At 74.6% G+C, this 18,890-nt stretch carries 19 protein-coding genes and 1 tRNA gene; 8 read left to right on the forward strand and 12 right to left on the reverse strand.

Going from position 1 to position 18,890, the window contains the following annotated elements:
* Nucleotides 1-24: 24 nt before the first annotated feature.
* Together RIN80_RS03330 and RIN80_RS03335 are read right to left on the reverse strand one after the other, a co-directional pair.
* The gene (locus RIN80_RS03330; RefSeq protein WP_309093938.1) at nt 25-294 is read right to left on the reverse strand and encodes a hypothetical protein; all 270 of its coding nucleotides are present in this window, start codon (nt 292-294) and stop codon (nt 25-27) included.
* Nucleotides 294-488, reverse strand: coding sequence for a hypothetical protein (locus tag RIN80_RS03335; RefSeq protein WP_309093939.1), 195 nt, complete (start codon nt 486-488; stop codon nt 294-296). The genes RIN80_RS03330 and RIN80_RS03335 overlap by 1 nt, the downstream gene beginning before the upstream one ends.
* A 266-nt stretch (nt 489-754) precedes the next feature.
* On the opposite strand from RIN80_RS03335, the gene RIN80_RS03340 reads away from it, so the two are divergent.
* Both RIN80_RS03340 and RIN80_RS03345 read left to right on the forward strand, forming a co-directional pair.
* A complete protein-coding gene (locus RIN80_RS03340) occupies nt 755-1,024 on the forward strand; it encodes a hypothetical protein (protein WP_309093940.1) in 270 nt (89 codons plus the stop codon).
* A gap of 95 nt (nt 1,025-1,119) precedes the next feature.
* Nucleotides 1,120-2,238, forward strand: a complete 1,119-nt coding sequence (locus tag RIN80_RS03345) for an LLM class flavin-dependent oxidoreductase (protein WP_309093941.1) — start codon at nt 1,120-1,122, stop codon at nt 2,236-2,238.
* On the opposite strand, the gene RIN80_RS03350 is transcribed toward RIN80_RS03345, so the two are convergent.
* The gene (locus RIN80_RS03350; protein ID WP_309093942.1) at nt 2,208-4,073 is read right to left on the reverse strand and encodes an EAL domain-containing protein; all 1,866 of its coding nucleotides are present in this window, start codon (nt 4,071-4,073) and stop codon (nt 2,208-2,210) included. The genes RIN80_RS03345 and RIN80_RS03350 overlap by 31 nt on opposite strands.
* Nucleotides 4,074-4,380: 307 nt before the next feature.
* On the opposite strand from RIN80_RS03350, the gene RIN80_RS03355 reads away from it, so the two are divergent.
* Nucleotides 4,381-5,646, forward strand: coding sequence for a M6 family metalloprotease domain-containing protein (locus tag RIN80_RS03355; protein WP_309093943.1), 1,266 nt, complete (start codon nt 4,381-4,383; stop codon nt 5,644-5,646).
* Nucleotides 5,647-5,714: 68 nt separating this feature from the next.
* Here RIN80_RS03355 and RIN80_RS03360 read toward each other — a convergent pair.
* The 7 genes from RIN80_RS03360 to RIN80_RS03390 form a co-directional block, all read right to left on the reverse strand.
* Nucleotides 5,715-5,788, reverse strand: a tRNA-Lys gene (locus RIN80_RS03360).
* Nucleotides 5,779-6,375, reverse strand: a complete 597-nt coding sequence (locus tag RIN80_RS03365; RefSeq protein WP_309093944.1) for a bifunctional DNA primase/polymerase — start codon at nt 6,373-6,375, stop codon at nt 5,779-5,781. Before RIN80_RS03365 ends, RIN80_RS03360 begins: the two co-directional genes overlap by 10 nt.
* Before the next feature lie 141 nt (nt 6,376-6,516).
* Nucleotides 6,517-6,867, reverse strand: coding sequence for a hypothetical protein (locus tag RIN80_RS03370; protein ID WP_309093945.1), 351 nt, complete (start codon nt 6,865-6,867; stop codon nt 6,517-6,519).
* 122 nt (nt 6,868-6,989) lie between these two features.
* On the reverse strand, nt 6,990-8,324 hold the full coding sequence (locus RIN80_RS03375; RefSeq protein ID WP_309093946.1) for an AAA domain-containing protein: 1,335 nt from the start codon (nt 8,322-8,324) through the stop codon (nt 6,990-6,992).
* Entirely contained in the window at nt 8,321-9,913 is a 1,593-nt protein-coding gene (locus tag RIN80_RS03380; RefSeq protein WP_309093947.1) for a hypothetical protein, read from the reverse strand. Before RIN80_RS03380 ends, RIN80_RS03375 begins: the two co-directional genes overlap by 4 nt.
* The gene (locus RIN80_RS03385; RefSeq protein ID WP_309093948.1) at nt 9,904-11,025 is read right to left on the reverse strand and encodes a hypothetical protein; all 1,122 of its coding nucleotides are present in this window, start codon (nt 11,023-11,025) and stop codon (nt 9,904-9,906) included. Before RIN80_RS03385 ends, RIN80_RS03380 begins: the two co-directional genes overlap by 10 nt.
* Nucleotides 10,976-11,929, reverse strand: coding sequence for a phosphatase PAP2 family protein (locus RIN80_RS03390; RefSeq protein ID WP_309093949.1), 954 nt, complete (start codon nt 11,927-11,929; stop codon nt 10,976-10,978). The genes RIN80_RS03385 and RIN80_RS03390 overlap by 50 nt, the downstream gene beginning before the upstream one ends.
* 189 nt (nt 11,930-12,118) lie before the next feature.
* On the opposite strand from RIN80_RS03390, the gene RIN80_RS03395 reads away from it, so the two are divergent.
* Nucleotides 12,119-12,712, forward strand: coding sequence for a histidine phosphatase family protein (locus RIN80_RS03395; RefSeq protein WP_309093950.1), 594 nt, complete (start codon nt 12,119-12,121; stop codon nt 12,710-12,712).
* A gap of 40 nt (nt 12,713-12,752) precedes the next feature.
* On the opposite strand, the gene RIN80_RS03400 is transcribed toward RIN80_RS03395, so the two are convergent.
* A complete protein-coding gene (locus tag RIN80_RS03400) occupies nt 12,753-14,204 on the reverse strand; it encodes a hypothetical protein (RefSeq protein ID WP_309093951.1) in 1,452 nt (483 codons plus the stop codon).
* A gap of 300 nt (nt 14,205-14,504) precedes the next feature.
* Between RIN80_RS03400 and RIN80_RS03405 the strand changes: the two genes are divergently transcribed.
* Nucleotides 14,505-14,900, forward strand: coding sequence for a hypothetical protein (locus RIN80_RS03405; protein WP_309093952.1), 396 nt, complete (start codon nt 14,505-14,507; stop codon nt 14,898-14,900).
* 285 nt (nt 14,901-15,185) lie between these two features.
* Nucleotides 15,186-16,055, forward strand: a complete 870-nt coding sequence (locus tag RIN80_RS03410; protein WP_309093953.1) for a fused MFS/spermidine synthase — start codon at nt 15,186-15,188, stop codon at nt 16,053-16,055.
* Between the two features lie 15 nt (nt 16,056-16,070).
* On the opposite strand, the gene RIN80_RS03415 is transcribed toward RIN80_RS03410, so the two are convergent.
* Nucleotides 16,071-16,595: a hypothetical protein gene (locus RIN80_RS03415; RefSeq protein WP_309093954.1), complete on the reverse strand. Its 525-nt coding sequence runs from the start codon at nt 16,593-16,595 to the stop codon at nt 16,071-16,073.
* A 133-nt stretch (nt 16,596-16,728) separates the two neighbouring features.
* Here RIN80_RS03415 and RIN80_RS03420 point away from each other — a divergent pair, with 133 nt between their 5' ends.
* Together RIN80_RS03420 and RIN80_RS03425 are read left to right on the forward strand one after the other, a co-directional pair.
* Complete coding sequence (locus tag RIN80_RS03420) at nt 16,729-17,433, forward strand: response regulator transcription factor (RefSeq protein WP_309093955.1); 705 nt, start codon at nt 16,729-16,731, stop codon at nt 17,431-17,433.
* The gene (locus tag RIN80_RS03425) at nt 17,430-18,815 is read left to right on the forward strand and encodes a HAMP domain-containing sensor histidine kinase (protein WP_309093956.1); all 1,386 of its coding nucleotides are present in this window, start codon (nt 17,430-17,432) and stop codon (nt 18,813-18,815) included. The genes RIN80_RS03420 and RIN80_RS03425 overlap by 4 nt, the downstream gene beginning before the upstream one ends.
* The last annotated feature ends 75 nt before the right edge of the window (nt 18,816-18,890 follow it).

The following is an 18,890-nucleotide window of genomic DNA, read 5'->3' on the forward strand; positions in this document are numbered from 1 at the left end:
GCCCCGCCTGGCTGTGGGGCGGCCTCAGGTCCTCTGCTCGGGCGGCGGGGGCGGGGGATGCGGCGGCGGCGGGACGGCGGGCCGTTCCCGGCGCCGCCGGGACAGGACGGAGGGAAAGGCGAGGCCGACGACCGCGCCCGCGGCGGCCCCGACCGCCGCGGACAGGAGAAAGTCCCAGCCGACACCGGAGTCGAGCAGTTCCTGCGGCCCGGCGACCACGGCCCCGAAGACGCCCGCCGCCCGGGCGCCGCGCCGACGGTCGAGCGAACCGGCGCTGTGCGTCCGCCCGCCCATCAGTCCCCCGCGCGGCGCCACCGCAGCACCCACAGCACGGCGCAGGCGGCCAGAGCCAGGGTGAAGGCCGCGGTTGCCGCCAGCCGGACCGCCGTCCACACCGCCCCGCTCGGATCTCCGACGGCCTCGACGAGATTCAGGCTCACGGCGACCGTGAACATCACCTTCAGGCATCTCACCGCACGCCGCGTCATGAAGTCCAAGGCACCCTCCCGGCAACCGACCGAAGGGGCCGGTGCCCTCGGACGGGCCTGCCATGCGGGCCGGAATCGGCCCTGCCGCTTATTCGGGGCAAAGCGGGGCACATGTGCTCCCGTGCCCCACCCGGAAGCTGAGGAATGCTCAACTCCGCCGCACCACAGGGCCCTTGAGTTGACCGAAAGCGCGTTCCCCGTCCGGCGTCCATCGCGTGCACACTGTCCACGTCCGCAGCCAGTCGTGCCGTGAAGGATGCCCCCCGATGGCCGCACCGGGCCCGTTCAGATCCTCCGCAAGCGCTGTCCGGCTCTCCGCCCGCCTGCTGTGCTGGAGCCTGGCCGCGGCCATGGTCAGCGCCGCCGTGGACGCCCTCGGGCAGCCGCGCGCCGGCTGGTGGGGTGCCGTGTGGCCCCTGCCGTGGTGGATCTTCGCCGCCGCAGCGCTCACCTGGACCGTCCTGCGGGCCCGCGAGAAGACCGGCCCCCCGCCGCCGCCCGGCTGCGCACGCGACGACTGGGAACAGGCCGCCTGACCGCCCCGGGACGCCGCGGCCGGGAATAAGCGGAGACAGTCCCCTGTTGTGGTCCGGGACGACAGCACACGGCCCACAGCAGGAGGCACCCCACCGTGGCGGCAGACGACACACGCGGCGCGGCAGACGAGATTCGCGGCACGGCGCAGGGCAGCGCCCCCGTCCCCCTCTCCGTACTGGACCTGGTCACCGTGGGGGCCGGCCGCACCGCCACCGACGCGCTGCGCACCAGCGTCGAGCTGGCCCGCCTCGCGGAGCGGCGCGGCTTCCACCGCTACTGGGTCGCCGAGCACCACTCCATGCCCGGCGTGGCCTCCTCCTCCCCGGCCGTGATCCTCGCCCACCTCGCCGCCCACACCGACCGCATCCGCCTCGGCTCGGGCGGCGTGATGCTGCCCAACCACGCCCCACTGGTCATCGCCGAGCAGTTCGGGACGCTGGAGGCCATGGCCCCGGGCCGGATCGACCTCGGCCTCGGCCGCGCGCCCGGCACGGACGGCGCCACCGCCGCCGCCCTGCGCCGCACCGACCGGCTGGCCGAGGGCGCCGACGACTTCCCGCTGCAGCTCGCCGAGCTGACCCGGTTCCTCGACGACGACTTCCCCGACGGCCACCGCTACCGCCGCATCCACGCCGTCCCGGGCCCGGTGCAGGCCACGTCCCCCGGCGGCGTGCAGTCCCCGCACCGCCCGCCGATCTGGCTGCTCGGCTCCTCCGGCTTCAGCGCCCGCCTGGCCGGGTCGCTCGGCCTGCCGTTCGCCTTCGCCCACCACTTCTCGGCGCAGAACACCCTCCCGGCCCTGGACCTGTACCGCGAGTCCTTCCAGCCGTCCGCCGTGCTCGACCGGCCGTACGCCCTCATCGGCGTCTCCGCGCTCGCCGCCGACGAGGAGAAGGAGGCCCGCCGCCAGGTGCTGGCCGCGGCCCTCAGCATGGTCCGGCTGCGCACCGGCCGCCCCGGCCTGGTGCCCACCCCGCAGGAGGCGGAGGCCTACGCGTTCAGCCCCATGGAACGCGACTTCGTCGACTCCTGGAACGCCAACGTCATCCACGGCACCCCGGACGAGGTCCGCTCCGGCCTGGACGACCTCGCCAAGCGCACCGGCGCCGACGAGCTGATGATCACGGCCAACGCGCACGGCGGCGACGTCCGCGTCCGCAGCTACGAACTCATCGCCGACGCCTACGGATTGGCGACGCCCGCCTCCGCCTGAACGTCCGGCGTGCCGAGCAGCTCGGAGATGCGGTCCGGCGACACCGGGCGGGAGTACAGCCAGCCCTGTCCGGTGTCGCAGCCGATGCGCCGCAGCCGGGTCGCCTGCGCCGAGGTCTCCACGCACTCGGCCGTGACGGTCAGCCCGAGCCGGTGCGCGAGCTGGATCATCGCCTCGACGACGACCTCGTCGGCCGGGTTCGCCCGGGTCGCCGCGTCCCGGTCGTCGTACTGGAAGCCGCGGACGAAGGACCCGTCGAGCTTCAGCGCCGACACCGGCAGCCTGCTCAGGTACGCCAGGTTCGAGTAGCCCGTGCCGAAGTCGTCGATGGCGATGCGCACGCCCATGTCGCTGAGCGCCTTCAGCGTCTGCAGCGGACGGCCCGCCGAGCCCATCACCGCGGACTCGGTCAGCTCCAGCTGGAGCAGGTGTGGCGCTAGCTCCGTCTCCGCCAGGATCTGAGCCACGTCCGCCACCAGGTCGGAGTCCCAGATCTGCCGCACCGCCACGTTCACGCTGACGAAGATCGGCGGCTCGTCTGGGTGGTCCAGCTGCCAGCGGCGGGCCTGCTCGCAGGCCGTGCGCAGCACCCAGCGGCCCAGCGGGACGATCGAGCCGTCCTCCTCGGCAAGTCCGATGAACCGATTCGGCGTCAGTACGCCGAACTGCGGATGGTTCCAGCGGACCAGCGCCTCGACCCCGTGCAGGCGGTCGTCCTCCATGCCGACCAGCGGCTGGTACTCCAGCCGGAACTCGTCCCGGTCGATGGCCGGCCGGAGCGTGGAGGCGAGGGCCTGGCGGGTCATGCGATGGGCGTTGCGCTCCGGGTCGAACAGCGTCCACCGGGCCTTGCCGTCGGCCTTCGCCCAGTAGAGCGTCGTGTCGGCGGCCTGCATCAGGGCGGTGGGGGTCGTGCCGGCCGCGTGCCGCTCGACGACCCCGATCGACGCCGACACCGACAGCCGCCGGCCGGAGAGGTCGAACGGGTCCTGCACGGCCCGCAGTACCGCTTCGGCCAGCTCGGCCAGTTGTTCGGTGCCCGTGGAGTCCTCGACGAGGAGCGCGAACTCGTCCCCGCCGAGCCGGGCCACCAGCGGGACGCTGGCGCGGGACCGGCCGGCCTCGTCCGCGCAGCGCGTGAGCCGCTCGGCGACGGCGGCCAGCAGCCGGTCGCCCACGCGGTGGCCGAGGGTGTCGTTGATGGCCTTGAAGCCGTCCAGGTCCAGGTAGCACAGCCCGATCCGGCCCGTGCCGCTCTGCTCGTACGACTCCGCCTCCAGCGCGGCCGACAGCCGTTCGAAGAACAGCGTGCGGTTGGGCAGCCGGGTCACCGGGTCGTGCATCTGCAAGTGCCGCAGCCGGGCCTGGAGTTCCCGGCGGGCGCTGACGTCGGCGACGGACAGCAGCACGGCGCTGTCCTCCCCGGGCAGCGGGGCGACCGTCACCTGCACCCACAGCGAGTGCCCGTCGGGGTGCTTCAGGCGGCGGGTGCAGCGCAGCCGGGACTGCCGGCCGCGCAGCACCTCGCGGTAGGCGTGCCGGCTGCGGGCGTCGGAGGTGAGGTCGACCAGGTCGGCGGCGACGGATCCGGCCAGCCCCTCCGGGGCGCTGCCGAGCAGCGCGGCGAGCGCCTCGTTGGCGCTCACGACCAGGCCCTCGCGGTCGACCACGGCCATGGCGAGGGGGGCGGCCGTGAAGACGGCACGGTAGGGCGGCCGTGGCAGGGGCTCGGTACGGGAAGACGTATCGATCTCACTCTCTGTGACGACCGCCCGGTCGAGGTTCGCCGCGGGCGCCGGCCCTTCGGAGGTTCCGCTCACCGCTCGCTCCCGCATGTATTCGATCTCTGTCCGTGCAGGAAAGGTCAGGAAAGTGTGCCGATCATAGAGGCTGGCCCCAGGGCCTTCCAGCCGGTGTCCAGTCTCCCCGACCAATCGGCCCTTCTGCCAGATCGTTTCTGCTCGCACCTGGACGGCTTCTTCAAGCCCCCGACCAGTTGTGACGTTCCGTGAGTGCTTCGGGGATGTCGGCTTCCGCATTCTTTCGGGCCCTTCACCCAAGTGGTGCAGGCAAACAGGGCGCAGTATGACAAATGCCCACAGGCTGGGTGCGGTGTCCCGCGAACCGTACCCGGAGGTACCCGTGCCGCGTCCGTTTCCGCGCGCCCGACTGCGCAGTACCGCGGCCGTGTTCACCACCATGTCGGCCCTGGCCGCGACCTCCCTCGGCACCGGCCCCTCGGCCGCCGAGACCGACCCGGCCGCGCCCTGCGCCCTGACGCGCACCGACGCCCACCACTCGGAGGGCCTGGACACCTGGAACGCGGCCTATCCGCGCCCGGCCCGGGCCCTGGACGCGGTGATGGTCTTCCTGTCGTTCCCGGACGCCCATCCGCTGACCACGCCGCAGGAGCTGACCGCCGACCACTTCCCGGCGACCACCCGCTTCTTCGAACGCGCTTCCTACGGCCGCTTCACCCTGCGCCCGCACCCGCTAGGGCACTGGATCCAGATGCCGCAGCCGTCCACGGCGTACGCCATACAACGCGACTGGAGCCCCGAGCACCGGTCCGCCTACCTGCGCGACGCCCTCGCCGTCGCCGACCCGCAGGTCGACTTCTCGCGCTACGACGTCGTGTACTTCGTCGCCGACCCGGACGCGCCCGGCGTGGACTCCGACGCGACCAAGGTGGTGAACCTCACGAGCCCGCTGCGGGCCGACGGCACCGATCTGCGCCGGATCGTCACGGTGTTCGAGCAGCACCCACCGGACCGGCTGGTTCTCGCCCACGAGACCGGCCATGTGTTCGACCTGCCCGATCTGTACCACCGCCCCGCCGACGGCAAGGGCGACTGGGACACGCACGTCGGCGACTGGGACCTGATGGGCAGCCAGTTCGGGCTCGCCCCGGATCTGTTCGGCTGGCACAAGTGGAAGCTGGGCTGGCTGGACTCGCGGCAGGTGCGCTGCGTCCAGGACGCCGCGCCCGCCCGGCTGACCCTGGAGCCGCTCGCCGCCGGGCCGGGCGTACCGGTGGCGGGCGCCGCCGGGTCGCCGGCCTTCGGGCTCGGGCGGGGCACCAAGCTCGCGGTGGTGCGCACGGGGCGGGACAGCGTGCTCGCCTTCGAGGCGCGGGGACCGGCGGGCAACGACGCCGCCGCGTGCCGGCAGGGCGTGCTGGTGTACCGGGTGCGGGGCGGGGCGCAGTCCGGGGGCGGACCGATCGAGGTGATCGACGCCCACCCGCGCACCGAGGCCTGCTGGGAGAACTCGGTCTACCCGCCCCTCGCGGACGCCCCGATCGCCCTGGGCGAGAGCTTCACGGTGCCGGGGGAGGGCGTACGGGTGGAGGTGGAGGGGCGGACGGCCTCGGGGGCGTGGATCGTGAAGATCGGGGTCGGCCACTGACGCCGTACGGACGCCGTCCCGCAGCACGCCAAAGGCCCCTCGCTCTCACGAGGGGCCTTTCACTGTCGTGCGCCGCCAGGGACTCGAACCCCGGACCCGCTGATTAAGAGTCAGCTGCTCTAACCAACTGAGCTAGCGGCGCCTGCTGACGTCGTAGACCTTAGCACCCTGGTCGGCGGGAGGAAAAATCGAAATCCGCACGGCGGACCGGGCCGCCCGCACCGCCGCCCACAGCAGGACCTCGGGGCCGGGGAGCCAGGGCTGCCGGGTGTCGGGGGCGACGAGCCAGCGGGAGCGGGAGACGCCTCCCGTGGGGGCGGGGACGGTCACGGCGTCCCCGGTGCCGTGGCACAGCAGCGGCGGCACGGCGTCCGTGCGGCAGCCCTGCCGGGCGCCCCGGCCGTCCCGGTCGTGGGCGCCCCACTCCTCCCACTCCAGCAGCGCCGGCAGCCGCTGGGCCGTGCCGGGCGCGGCGAACAGCAGCGTCCGGCCGCGGTACTCCGCCACCGGACCCGAGCCGGGCCCGTCGTCCCACAGCCGGTCGAGCATCCGCCGGCCGAACACCGCGGGCGCGCTCACCACGTCGAAGACCGCCCCGCAGGGCAGCACGACCGGCGCGTCCGGCCGCTCCTCCCAGAGGGCGAGCGTGCTTCGCGGATACGTTCCTGCCGAGGCGAGCCAGGCGGCTCCGTCCGGGGTGACGTGGGAGGCGTTCCATGCGCTGCTCATGCCTCCAGGTGTACCGGGCGTGAGCGTGCGGTTCCCGAGGGTTGCGGGAAACCGGGACAGGAGCGGGTGGGTGGGGGTATCTTGCCCGCCTGGCATATGCCGGGTGATCGGGCGGAGCCACCGCCGGGACCGGGGCGGGGGTCACCGGCTCTCGGCGTCGCCCCGCATCAGGTCCCGTCCGAACTCGACCATCTTCTTGGCGTAGTCCTCGGTCCACTCGGCCCGCTCGGCGATGTCCGCCGTCGTCAGCCGGTCGAACCGCCGCGGATCGGCCAGCTGCGCCGCCGCCATCGCCTGGAACTCCACCGCCCGGTCCGCCGCGGCCCGGAAGGCCAGCGTCAGCTCCGTGGCCCGGGCCAGCAGGGCCCGTGGGTCGTCGATCGACTCGAGGTCGAAGAAGTGCTCAGGGTCCGAGGCCGCCTCCGCGGGCTCGAAGAGCAGGGGCGCGGGGCGTAGCCGCGGTTCGTTCCGACGCGGCGTGGGCTCCGCCATGTCTTCTCCTCCTCGTACGTCGCGCTGACCCGTCAGGTGGAGCGGGCCACCGTCCATTGTCTCGCGGGCGCGCAAGTGGGCATCGGTGTCGTGGATACGGCCGCACCACCACCGCGTGTTCGCTACGGCCGCCAGGACACGCGATGTTCGGCCAGGTGCGCCAGCACCGCGTGGTTGGCCTCCCAGCCGTCCGGGAACTTCACCACCGTCCCCAGCTGCACCGGCTCCGTCGACGGATAGTCGTCCAGCAGTCCGGTCACCCCCGCCCGGCACACCACGATGCAGGCGTGCCGGTGGCGCGAGGTCAGGACGCACAGACGGCCCGTCTCCAGATGGAAGGCGGTGGCGTCGGGGCGGCCGGACAGGGGGTGGAGGACCACCGTGACGTCGTACTCACGGCCCTGCAGCCGGTTCGCCGTGTCCACGACCACGTCGGTGACGCCCAGCTCGGCCAGGGCCGCGCGGACCGCGGCCGCCTGGTCCCGGTGTGCCGTGCCCACGGCGATCCGGTCGGCCGTGAGCGGGGACGGGTCGGGCGAGGCTTCCGAGGTCGCCGCACCGCCGCGGTCCAGCAGGCGGCGCACCACCGCCGCCACCGCCCGCACCGCCTCCGGGTCCGTGCGCGGGGTGTGCCGCGCGGGCAGCTCCAGCAGGCCCCAGCCCGACGCCGCCGCCTCGTCGATCACCCGGTCCGGGCCCGAGCCGTCCGACGGCACCGCGAAGGCCAGGGCGCGGTCGCCGGGTCCGGTGCCGCTGCGGAACGGCGTGTACGGGTAGAAGGCGTCCGAGACCAGGGGCGCCGCCGAGGCCGGGAGCCGCCAGGACACCGGCAGCCGGTGCTGGGGCAGGTCCGGGTTGTGCGCGAGCAGGGTCGTCACCGCCGAGGCCGACGGGTCGTAGGCGAGGCCCGCCCACTGCTCACTGCCCACGATCGAGAACGGGTCCAGCTGCCCCGGGTCGCCCACGAACAGCGCCCGCTCGAACAGCCCGGCCACCGCGAGCAGGGCGTCCGAGCGCATCTGGTAGGCCTCGTCGACGATCGCGTACCGCCAGGGCTCGTCGGTCTTCACGTGCGCCCACTTCGCCGCCGTGGAGATCACCACGGCCAGCCCGGCGAGGTCGGCCGCCTTCGCCGACTTGCGGACGTTGTCCAGGCCGTCGAGCGCCTTGTCGTAGGGGTCGGCGTCACTGCTGTGCAGCCGCCCCACGGGCAGCTCGGGGTCCTTCCCGGCCAGCCGCAGGACCAGGTCGTCGACCTGGGCGTTGGTCTGCGCGACCACCATCAGCGGGTGACCGGCCCCGGCCAGCTCCAGAGCCGCGCGCACGACCAGGGTCGACTTGCCCGCGCCGGGCGGGGAGTCCACGACGACTCCGCGCGCGGTGCCGTGCAGCGTGTCGTGGAGGATCGCGTCGGTGGCCTGGGCCGCAGCGGCCGAGGGGTCGAACACCGTGGTCACAGCACATCCTCCTCGGTCACCGGATCGGCTGCCTCCAGGGTCGCCTCACCGGGCGGCCCGCCGTGCGTCCACGGGGTCTCCTCCGGGTCGGGGAGCTTCGCGCCGCCGCGCTGCTCGTGCTCGAAGAGCGTGAAGCAGACCCGGTCGCCCTTCTCCGGCACCGATCCCGGCTCGGGCTCCTTGCCGCGCCCCATCTTGTCGAGGATCCGCAGCACGAGGTACGCGCCGTCCTCCTCGGCCGTGACGAACTCCGCCGACTGCGGCTTCCCGCCCAGCGAGCGGTACACCTTCGCGCGCTCCCCGAGATGCGGCCGGTCGTCCGTGCGGACCGTCACCAGGGGGCGGGGGCTGGGGCGCTTGCCGTCGCTGTACGCCATCACCACCTCGGTGACCTCGCCCGCGAACGCCTCACCGGACAGCCGCCGGCCCGCCATCACCAGCGGGTCGTCGAGGGCCTCCTGCGCCTCCAGCCGGGCCTGTTCGCGCTCCCGGGTGGCGAGTTTGTTCGCCGCGGTGACCGCGTCGTCGCGGCGGGGCTGCGGGGGCTCGCCGGCCAGGACCCGGTCGCGGTGGCCGGTGAACGACCAGCGGTCGCGCGTCCAGCGCTCCTCGACATGCGCCCCCGGGGGCAGCGCGCGCAGCAGGTCCAGGCCCCGCCAGACCGCGTCCCAGGTGGGCCGGGTGCGGCTGAGCACCAGGTCGCGGATCTCCCGCTCGGCGGCGGTCAGCACGCCCAGCCGCTCGTCGGCCTCCAGGCCGTCCTCGGCGGCCGCGAGGGCCGTGCGGGCACGGTCGTAGCGCTCGATGGCCGGGGCGAGGAGCTTGTTGTCGAAGGCCGGGTCGGTGGCCGGACCGGCCGGGGGACAGACCAGCTGGCCCTGCGCGTCCCGCTCCAGCTCGGCCCGCAGCGCCGCCACGGCGCCGGTGACGCCCTCGGGCGGGTCGATCCAGGCGAGCAGCGCCCCCAGGTGCTGGTCCTCCAGCGTGGACTGCCCGGTCGCCCAGTGCCGGCCGAGCACGTCGGTCATCGCCAGCAGCAGCGACGAGCCCGGCACCCGGGCCCGCTCCCCGAAGTGCGTCAGCCACCGCCCGAGCAGCGGCACCCGCGGCGGCGCCGGGTAGGGCGTCTGCGGGTCCTGCTCGGCCGTGCGCCGGAACCGCGTGGACCGCCCCAGCAGCCGGACCAGCTCGATGCCCGCCCGGCTCGGCACGAGAAGCTGCGGCGCGTCCGCGCACAGGTCGACCTCGACCTTGACCCGCTTGCCGGTCTCCGGGTCGGTCTCGGTGCGCTCGGCGGCCTCCACCACCTCGCCGTACGCCTCGACGTACGGCAGGACCACGTCGGCCAGGTCGGCCAGGAACGCGAACCTGAGGTCGCGGTCGCGGGGCTGCGGGACGACCAGCAGCCGCGGCGCGTCCCGGTCGGTGCCGACCAGCGCGCCGAGCGGGGCCCCGGCCTCACCGGCGGTGATGAGCGGCACGAACACCAGGGGACGGTCGGACAGATGGCGGTGCCGGACGGTGGCGGCGGGCTGGGCGCGGCCGGTGCTGACGGCTTCCAGGCGGGCCAGCGTGGAGATCAGCGACACGCCGCCTCCAGGGCCTCGGCGCGCAGGGCGGCCGCGCGGCGCAGGGCCGCCACCGCCGGGTCACCGGGATCGCCGGCCTCGCCGCGGGCCGCCGCCAGGACGTCCTCCACGGTCGTCAGACCGCCCAGCTCCGCCCGCACCGCACGGCCGAGTGAGGTCACCGCCCCCGCCTCGCGGGCCCGGGACCGGCAGTGGAAGGCCAGTTCGCACGCGGACAGGCACTCGGGCGCGTACGTCGCCGGGACCGACTCCACGGCCGCGGTCAGCTCCTCGGCGGGCAGCTCCGGGGAGAAGCACGTGCCCTCGGGGAGCGCGTCGGCGATGTCCTCGATGCGGGTCAGCCGGGCCAGCTGGCGGGCCGTCACCGCGCGCTGCTTGCGGACGTCCACCGCGGACGCCGCCGGCAGGTTGGAGAAGTCCCGGGGGCAGACCAGCAGGATCCGGTGGCGCACGCGCGGGGCCGGATCCAGCCGGGCCGCGACCTCCTCCAGCGCCAGCACGTACACCGCGGCCTGCCGGGCCGCCGCCCCGACCTTCGCCGGGTCCGCCGAACCGTCCAGCAGGGGAAAGGACTTGATCTCCACGACCGTCCAACTGCCGTCCGGGTGGACCACCACCGCGTCCGGCTCCAGGAACGCGGGGGAGCCCGCGACGTCCAGCGCGAGCATCGGGTGGTCGAGCAGGGTCCACTCGCCGGGGTGCGCGGCGGCCTCCCGCAGCTCCAGCGCCGTACGGGCCGTACGCCCCTGGGGGCCGGTCGCGGTCAGGTCGGGCACCCGCGCCCCGGCGGGCGGCTCGGCCGAGCGGTCCAGCTTCTCGTGCACCAGCCGCAGCAGCTCCGCACCGCCGTCGGCCTTGACCTTCGCCTCGAAGGCGTTGCCCCGCGTGAGCGCGAACTGCGACTGCCCGAAGGCCGACGGGGCGCCCAGCGCGCTCGCCAGGGCCGTCTTGTTCACCCCGGCGCCGTCGAGGATCGCGCGCCGCGCGCAGCCGGGGTTCGCGGCCAGCGCCGCCAGGGCGCGCGCGTCCAGTGCCTTCGCGGGGACGTCGGGGCCGCGCAGCTCAGCGAGCCGCTGCCGGAGCGCCGTCCCCCGCGTCCTTGGGGGAGGCACTCGGCTCGGCTCCCGCTCCGAACCGCGACTCGCGCTGCCGTGGAATTCGCTCACCCGCGGAAGTCTGGCATCCGGCACTGACAATCGAGGAACCCGCGGCGGAAGTGTCCGCCGGGACCGGTGCGAAGCGCGGCACGAACCGCGCCTTGACCCGGTCGGCCGTCCGCGTCACGACCGGCGCCAGCAGCAGCCCGGCGCCCATGACGGCCGCGCCCGCGACCGCGTCGAGGAAGTAGTGGTTGGCGGTGCCCATGACGACGATCGTGGTGATCAGCGGGTAGGCGACACCGGCCGCCTTCGTCAGGCGCGTACCGCCGTGGCGCCACAGGATCACGCCGCACCACAGGGCCCAGCCCACGTGCAGGCTCGGCATCGCCGCGTACTGGTTGGTCATGTCGCCCATGCCGCGCGGGGCGCTCGCCGCGCCTCCCCACCAGCCGTAGGAGCTGTACTGCGCCATCGTGTCCACGAAGCCGTGGCGCGCGTCGAGGAGCCGGGGCGGGCAGGTCGGCAGCAGCGTGAAGCCGATCAGGCCGATGAGCGTGGACGTCATCAGCCAGGTGCGCGCGGCGCGGTAGCGCACGGCCCGGGAGCGGAAGAGCCACACCAGCAGGGCCGGGGTCACCAGGTAGTGCAGCGACGCGTACCAGAAGTCGGCGGGTATGCCTATCCAGGGTTCGCGCGTGAAGAGGCGGTTGAGCGGGTGCTCGAAGTTCACATGCAGCGCCTTCTCGGCGCGCAGGAGGGCCAGACCGTGGTCGACCGCCCCGGCGACGTCGCCCCGGGCCAGGAGCCGGCCCGCCGAGTAGCACGCGTACACCAGCACGATCAGCGGAAGCTCCGTCCACCAGCGCAGCCGCGGTGCGGGGTCCGCCTCGGTGCCCGGTGTCTCGGTGTGCGGCATCCGATGCCCTCCCCCTTCTTCTCACGCGGCGCCCGGCCGTCCGGTCGTGCCACTTTACGGCGTACGGGCTCGCCCTGGGGGCGCCCTCCGGCCCTCAAAGACGCAGAGATCGCCCCCGGGGTTGCCCGCGGAGAGGGTGCGCGATGATGGAGGAGTTCCGCTTGCGTTCTTCCTCCGGAAAGGTTCCCCATGGCTCCGCGCATCCTGCTGGCCCGCCACGGACAGACCGAGTGGTCCCTGTCCGGCAAGCACACCGGCAGGACCGACGTACCCCTCCTGGAGGAGGGCCGGCGGGGCGCGAAGCTGCTCGGGGAGCGCCTGCACCGGGCACCGTACGAGGGCCTGCCCGAGGCCGAGGTGCGCACCAGCCCGCTGGCACGCGCGCGTGAGACCTGCGAGCTGGCCGGTTTCGGCGACCGCGCGCGTAGCTGGGACGCGCTGCTGGAGTGGGACTACGGGGCGTACGAGGGCATGACCCCGGCGGACATCCAGGCCGTCCGCCCCGGCTGGCTGATCTGGCGCGACGGCGTCCCCGAGGGCGAGACCCTCGCCGGGATGACGGCCCGGGCGGACGAGGTGGTCGCCTGGGCGCGCTCGGCCGACCGCGACGTCCTGATCTTCGCCCACGGCCACATCCTGCGGTCCGTCGGCGCGCGCTGGCTGGGCCTGCCCATCGACTTCGCGGCCCGGATACGGCTGAACCCGACGTCCCTCTCGGTGCTCGGCTGGGCCTACGGCGAACCCGCGATCGAGAGCTGGAACGACCTCGGGCACCTGGCGTAGGCCGGGTCCGCGGAAGTCCCTCCTGCCCCGCGGACACGGCCTAAGGCGTTTGGGGTGGGGAGGCGTACCGGTCCAGGAACGCCGACACCCCCGAAGCCCTCCGGTGCGGCAGCAGCACCCGTGCCGTGGTCGCCAGCATCGTCTGGATCCGGGACGACTGGACCTCCTCCAGCAGGTCCAGCACCCGCATCCCCGCTGTCGCGGCCTCGTCCGGCCGCCCGCCGCGCGCGAGGTCGTCCGCCAGCTCCGCCGTGTACAGCGCGATGTTCCGCGTGAAGTGCGGGTCCTGCAGTTCCGCCGCCCGCCGCGCGTGCCGTGCCGCGCGGGGCCAGTCGCCCAGCGTGGACCAGCACTGCGCCTCCAGTCCCTCCAGCTCGGCCTCGCCGTAGAAGCTCATCCACTCGGGATCCGCGTCCGAGGGGCCCCGCTCGAAGAGGGCCTGGGCGCGGGCCAGGGCCTGTTCGCAGGCGACGCGGTCGGCGAGGCCGGCCCAGCCGCCCGCCTCGCGCAGCGCGAGCAGCGACATCAGCCGGGCCGAGCCCACGGGCCGGGCGACGCGCTGCGCGGCCTGGGCGGCCCGGACCGCCTCGCGCGGCCGGCCCGCGTCGCGCGCGAGGAACGCCGTGTTGCAGAAGGCGTGCGCCTCCAGGCCCGGGTCGCCGGTCATCCGGGCGGTCGCCAGGGCCTCGGCGTAGTGGGAGCGGGCGTCGTCGAAGCGCCCCGAGTCGTGGGCCAGCCAGCCCACCGAGATGGCCAGTTCCCCGGCGCCCGAGTAGAGCCGGTCCGCCGTCGTCTGCCGGGTCGTCCCGGCGTCCAGCAGGGCGTAGGCGGCGCGCAGCGGGGCGGCCGCGCGGCGGTAGAGGCCGTCGGCACCGTGCCGGTCGTCGAGCAGCCGGATCCGGCGCACGGCTTCTTCCAGGGCACCCGCGTCGCTCGCCCCGGCGCGGCGCACGGGGCGCTGTGCCGCCGAGGCGTCGCGGGCGAGGCCGACGGGCCCCAGTGAGGCGGCGGCCACCGTGGCGCCCCCGCCGGTCATGAACGCGCGACGTAGCACGTCGCTCTCCTCGTAGGTGTCGTGCGGGTGGTGCGGGTCGTAGGGGTTCTGCGTTTCATACGGCTCGCCCGCCCCGCTGGTCTCACGCGTGGCGTCCGCCGGGTTCGTGGTGCGTGTCCAGGGCGTGTCGTCGGTGTCGCGCGCCCGGCGTCCGCGTACCGACGAGCGGGGCGCGAACCCCAGGTCGGTGAGGGCGCGGCCCGGGAACATGTGCAGGAACACCCGTTCGTATGCGTAGTTGGGGCAGCGGATCTCACCCGCCTCGACCCGGCCGATGTAGCGCGCGTCACAGCTGACCTGCTCCCCGATCTCCAGGGCGGCCCGGCGGATCGCCGCGGCGAACTCGGCCGGTGAGCGCTGCCCGCGCAGCCGCCGGAAGGCGAGATTCGGCCGTGCCGGACGGTCGGGTTGAGACGAGGTCACCGCAGACGACGCCATGGCCGGGTCCTCTCGTGCGAACCGTCGAACCATGCCGGACCAGGGCGACCCGGGATGGTTCGTCCGCATCGTCGGCCCTGTGTCCGGCGGGCAAGAACGTACCTGCTGTGACGGACTCCTCACGCCGGGTTTGGCTACAAACCGGATATCCCATCCGTGATCTGCCATGAAGTGCCATCCTTTGCGGCTGACTTGTGCCGTAGCCGTTGACGGGCCGCCGCGTTGAACCCTGTGGACCGGGAGGAGGCCCCCGTCTCCCGACCGCTCGTCCAAGCAGGGGTTTTCGTGGTGGAGGCCGGGATGGAGACCAGCCGGATCAACGATCCTCGTACGCCGCCGAGCACACCGGCGGTGGGCTGCGATGTGGTGACGGTGCCGGCGCGGCAGGGGTTGGAGGCGGTCGACATCCTGCGGCGCGGACCGGGAGAGGCGGTGGGGCCCGTGCTGCACGACGACGGGGGCGGCACGCTCGGCTTCCTCGTCCCGCCGGGGACGGCCGCGGCCTGGGACGTGCCGGGGAGCACCTGCACGGGGACCGACGGACGCGGGCTGTCCCTCGCGCCCCAACCCCCGGTCGAGGGCTCGGACTGGCTGCTGCCGCCGGGCGAGGCGGACCTCGCGACGGACCCTGCGGTGCTGCGCAGGGCCCTGGGGGAGGCCGCCCGCACGATCGAGGCGGCCGACAGCTGCCGCTGAGGGGCGCCCGGGCCGGTGATGGGCCGGGGGGTGTCGTGGCCGGGGCGGTGGGTCGCGGGGTGCGGCTGTCGTTGCCGGGGCGGTGAGTTCCGGGGTGTTGCCGCCGGGCCGGGTGGGTGCCGGGGTGTTGCTGCCGGGGCGGTGGGTCGCGGGGTGCGGCTGCGGCTGCCGGCCGGTGGGGCCCGGGGTGTCGTCGCCGTGTGTCCCTTGCCACCGCCGTGTCGTGCCGTGCCGCCGCCCGGCAGGCGTACGTTCCGCTTATCGGGGCGCCCCGATAATGACCCCATGGGAAAGTCCAGGAGCGGCCGGCGCCGGCAGGCCGACGCGGAGACCGTCGTCGCGAACGTCGACGGCGGGCTCGCCGAGCTGATCCCCGACCGCGACCGGCCCCGCGCCCGGACCCTGGTGATCGACGGAGCCCCGCAGTCGCACGTCGACCTGGACGACCCGGCGTACCTGTCCTTCGAGTACCAGCGCCGCCTCGGCCATGTGATCGACCTCGTCGCCCCGCCGGGCCGGCCGGTGCACGCCGTGCACCTCGGCGGGGGCGCGTTCACCCTCGCCCGCTACATCGCCGCCACCCGCCCCCGCTCCACCCAGCAGGTCGTCGAGCGCGACGCGGCCCTGGTCCAACTCGTGCGCCGCGAACTTCCCCTGGACCCCACCGCACGCATCCGGGTGCGCTCCACCGACGCCCGGGAGGGACTCGCCAAGGTGCCCGACGGCTGGGCCGACCTCGTCGTCACCGACGTGTTCAGCGGGGCCCGGACCCCGGCCCACCTGACCTCGACCGAGTTCCTCGACGACGTCCGCAGGGTCCTCAGGCCGGGCGGGGTGCACGCCGCCAACCTGGCCGACGGGCCGCCGCTGACCCACCTGCGCGGCCAGATCGCCACCGCCGCCGCCCGCTTCGAGCAGCTCGCGCTGGTCGCGGACCCGACGGTGCTGCGCGGCAGACGCTTCGGCAACGCCGTCCTGGTCGCCTCCGACGCGCCGCTGCCGATCCCCGAGCTGACCCGCCGCGCCGCCTCCGACCCGCATCCGGGCCGGGTCGAGCACGGCAGGACGCTCACCGACTTCACCGGTGGGGCCGTGCCCGTGACGGACTCCGCGGCGGTGGCGTCCCCGGCCCCGCCCGCCTCGGTGTTCCGATGACCGCGCAGGCGGCGCTCAGTAGGTCCCGATCTCCACGCGCGGCGGCCCGTCGTGCCAGGTGCAGAACACCGACACGCGCTCCGCGCCCCGGGAGAACTCCACGCGGATCCACGACTCCGTCTTCCACACCTGCATCGACCAGCCCGCGCCGGGGGTCGCAGAGACGAGGGAGGCGGACGCCGTCCCGAGGTCGAACACCGCCCGGCCGCCGTCGGTGTCGTAGCTCCTGACCCGGCCGGTGGCCGCCGGTGAGGGGGAGGGGCTGGGTGCCCGGGTGGGGGAGGGAGCCGGCTTCGGCGTCGTGGGCGGTGGGTTCGAGGGGGTCCGCTTCGGCTCGGGGGTCCGTGCCCGCGGCGGGGGCGGCGGCGGGGACGGCGGCCGCGACTTTGGCGCCGCCCCCTCGGCGGCCCTGATGGGCAGGGCCCGCGGCGGATCGTAGGCCGTGCCCGCCATCACCGTGTGGACACCCCACCACGACAGCGTGACCGCCGCCCCCGTGGCGAGCAGCCAGGCCAGTACGTGAACGAGTCCTCTGCGCATCGCGGGCCATCCTGCCTCACGGGTCCCACGCGTTGTCCACACACGGGCCCCCGCGGGCGCACTCGTTGTCCCCACCACGGAAGTTGTCCACAGGCCCGCACCCGGCTGTTCGGGATGGCGTACGGTGCGGCGCATGGCAAGTGTGCTCGTGGTCGAGGACGACCCGTTCGTACGCTCGGCGCTCATCCGGCATCTGACCGACGCCTCGCACACCGTGCGCAGTGTCGGGACGGCGCTGGAAGCGCTGCGCGAGGTCGCCCATTTCCGCTTCGACGTGGTCATCCTGGACCTCGGACTGCCCGATCTCGACGGGTCCGAGGCCCTGAAGATGCTGCGCGGTATCACGGACGTACCGGTGATCATCGCCACCGCCCGGGACGACGAGACGGAGGTCGTCCGGCTGCTGAACGCCGGTGCGGACGACTACCTCACCAAGCCCTTCTCGGTCGAACACCTCTCGGCCCGCATGGCCGCCGTGCTGCGCCGCGCCCGCTCCGGCGCCGGGGAGGCCGAGCCGTCCCCCGTGCTCCGGGTCGGTGGCCTCACCGTCGACCCGCTGCGCCGCCAGGCCGAGTTGGACGGCGCGCGGCTGGACCTCACCCGCCGCGAGTTCGACCTGCTCGCCTTCCTGGCCCGCCGCCCCGGAGTCGTGGTCCCGCGCAAGGAGCTGCTCGCCGAGGTCTGGCAGCAGTCCTACGGCGACGACCAGACCATCGACGTCCACCTGTCCTGGCTCAGGCGGAAACTGGGCGAGACGGCCGCCAACCCCCGCTATCTGCACACCCTTCGGGGCGTCGGCGTGAAGCTCGAACCGCCGGGGGCGGAGGCGCCGCGATGAGGTGGGCCCTGGTCAAGGTGTCGCTGGCCGTGACCACGATGGTCGTACTCGCCTTCGCCGTACCGCTCGGGCTCGTCATCCGCGAGATGGCCCGCGACCGCGCCTTCTCCAACGCCGAGCGGGAGGCCGCGGCCGTCGCCCCCGCCCTGTCCATCACCACCGACCGCGACCAGCTGGAGCGGGTCGTCGCCTCGGTCGGCTCCGACGCCGGGATGGCCGTGCACATCCCAGCGGGCGACGGCCAGCGCGCCCTCGAACTCGGGCGGCAACGCGCCGCCGACCAGGACATCGCGGCCGTGCGGAGACTGGGCCGGGCCTCCACCACCGGCGTCCCCGGCGGCTCCACGCTGCTCCAGCCGGTCGCGCTCAGCACCGGCGAGATCGCGGTCGTCGAGGTGTACGTGCCGGAGTCCGAGGTCACCAACGGCGTGGGCACGGCCTGGGCGGTGCTCGCCGGGGTCGGTCTCGCGCTGATCGTCGGCTCCGTCGCGGTGGCCGACCGGCTCGGGGTGCGCATGGTCCTGCCCGCCCGGAGCCTGGTCGAGGGGGCGCGCGAGCTGGGCGAGGGCAAGCTCGGCGCCCGCGTCCCGGAGGAGGGTCCGAGCGAACTGCGGCTCGCGGCGGTCGCGTTCAACTCGATGGCCGACCAGGTCGTCCAACTCCTGGCCAACGAGCGGGAGCTGGCGGCCGACCTGTCCCACCGGCTGCGCACGCCCCTGACCGTGCTGCGGCTCAACACCGCCTCGCTCGGCGAGGGGCCGGCCGCGGAGCAGACCCGGACCGCGGTCGAGCAGCTGGAGCGCGAGGTCGACACCATCATCCGTACGGCCCGGGAGGCCAAGCCCCAGACGGCCGCGGCGGGTCCGGGAGCGGGGTGCGACGCGGCCGAGGTGGTGCGGGAGCGGATGGCGTTCTGGTCCGCGCTCGCGGAGGACGAGGGCCGCAAGTGGCGGGTGGCCGGGGCCGACCGGCCGGTGCGCATCCCCGTGGCGCGCGCCGACCTGGCCGCCGCGCTGGACGCGCTGCTCGGCAACGTCTTCCGGCACACCCCGGAGGGCACGGCCTTCGCGGTCGACGTGCACAACGCCGAGGACGCGGTGATCGTCCTCGTGTCCGACGCGGGACCGGGCATACCCGACCCCGAAGCCGCCATGGCGCGGGGCCGCGGCTCCGGCAGCGACGGCTCGACCGGGCTCGGGCTGGACATCGTGCGCCGGCTCGCGGAGTCCACCGGCGGGGACGTCCGCATCGGCTCCTCGGTGCTCGGCGGGACCGAGGTGCGGATCTGGATCCAGCTGGACGGGAGAGCCCCGTCCGGCGGAGGCCACCGGCAGCTGCGGCGCCGACGGCGCGGCAGGCCGGCCGCCTCCAGACAGTCCTGAAGGCGGGCGTCCACCGGTGCGCCCAGGGCAGCGAGCCGCCGACGGTACTGACGACCGAGGCTGACTCCTCGGCGG

The sequence above is a fragment of the Streptomyces sp. genome (assembly GCF_031181705.1).
In the GTDB taxonomy this organism is placed as follows: Bacteria; Actinomycetota; Actinomycetes; order Streptomycetales; family Streptomycetaceae; genus Streptomyces.

What these genes read in the sequence shown, in the direction of transcription:
- RIN80_RS03410 (WP_309093953.1), top strand. Translation starts at nt 15,186, where the DNA reads ATGGGAAAGTCCAGGAGCGGCCGGCGCCGGCAGGCCGACGCGGAGACC.
- RIN80_RS03370 (WP_309093945.1), bottom strand. Translation starts at nt 6,867, where the DNA reads ATGGCGGAGCCCACGCCGCGTCGGAACGAACCGCGGCTACGCCCCGCG.
- RIN80_RS03350 (WP_309093942.1), bottom strand. Translation starts at nt 4,073, where the DNA reads ATGCGGGAGCGAGCGGTGAGCGGAACCTCCGAAGGGCCGGCGCCCGCG.
- RIN80_RS03340 (WP_309093940.1), top strand. Translation starts at nt 755, where the DNA reads ATGGCCGCACCGGGCCCGTTCAGATCCTCCGCAAGCGCTGTCCGGCTC.
- RIN80_RS03330 (WP_309093938.1), bottom strand. Translation starts at nt 294, where the DNA reads ATGGGCGGGCGGACGCACAGCGCCGGTTCGCTCGACCGTCGGCGCGGC.
- RIN80_RS03400 (WP_309093951.1), bottom strand. Translation starts at nt 14,204, where the DNA reads ATGGCGTCGTCTGCGGTGACCTCGTCTCAACCCGACCGTCCGGCACGG.
- RIN80_RS03405 (WP_309093952.1), top strand. Translation starts at nt 14,505, where the DNA reads ATGGAGACCAGCCGGATCAACGATCCTCGTACGCCGCCGAGCACACCG.
- RIN80_RS03420 (WP_309093955.1), top strand. Translation starts at nt 16,729, where the DNA reads ATGGCAAGTGTGCTCGTGGTCGAGGACGACCCGTTCGTACGCTCGGCG.
- RIN80_RS03335 (WP_309093939.1), bottom strand. Translation starts at nt 488, where the DNA reads ATGACGCGGCGTGCGGTGAGATGCCTGAAGGTGATGTTCACGGTCGCC.
- RIN80_RS03415 (WP_309093954.1), bottom strand. Translation starts at nt 16,595, where the DNA reads ATGCGCAGAGGACTCGTTCACGTACTGGCCTGGCTGCTCGCCACGGGG.
- RIN80_RS03395 (WP_309093950.1), top strand. Translation starts at nt 12,119, where the DNA reads ATGGCTCCGCGCATCCTGCTGGCCCGCCACGGACAGACCGAGTGGTCC.
- RIN80_RS03365 (WP_309093944.1), bottom strand. Translation starts at nt 6,375, where the DNA reads ATGAGCAGCGCATGGAACGCCTCCCACGTCACCCCGGACGGAGCCGCC.
- RIN80_RS03390 (WP_309093949.1), bottom strand. Translation starts at nt 11,929, where the DNA reads ATGCCGCACACCGAGACACCGGGCACCGAGGCGGACCCCGCACCGCGG.
- RIN80_RS03425 (WP_309093956.1), top strand. Translation starts at nt 17,430, where the DNA reads ATGAGGTGGGCCCTGGTCAAGGTGTCGCTGGCCGTGACCACGATGGTC.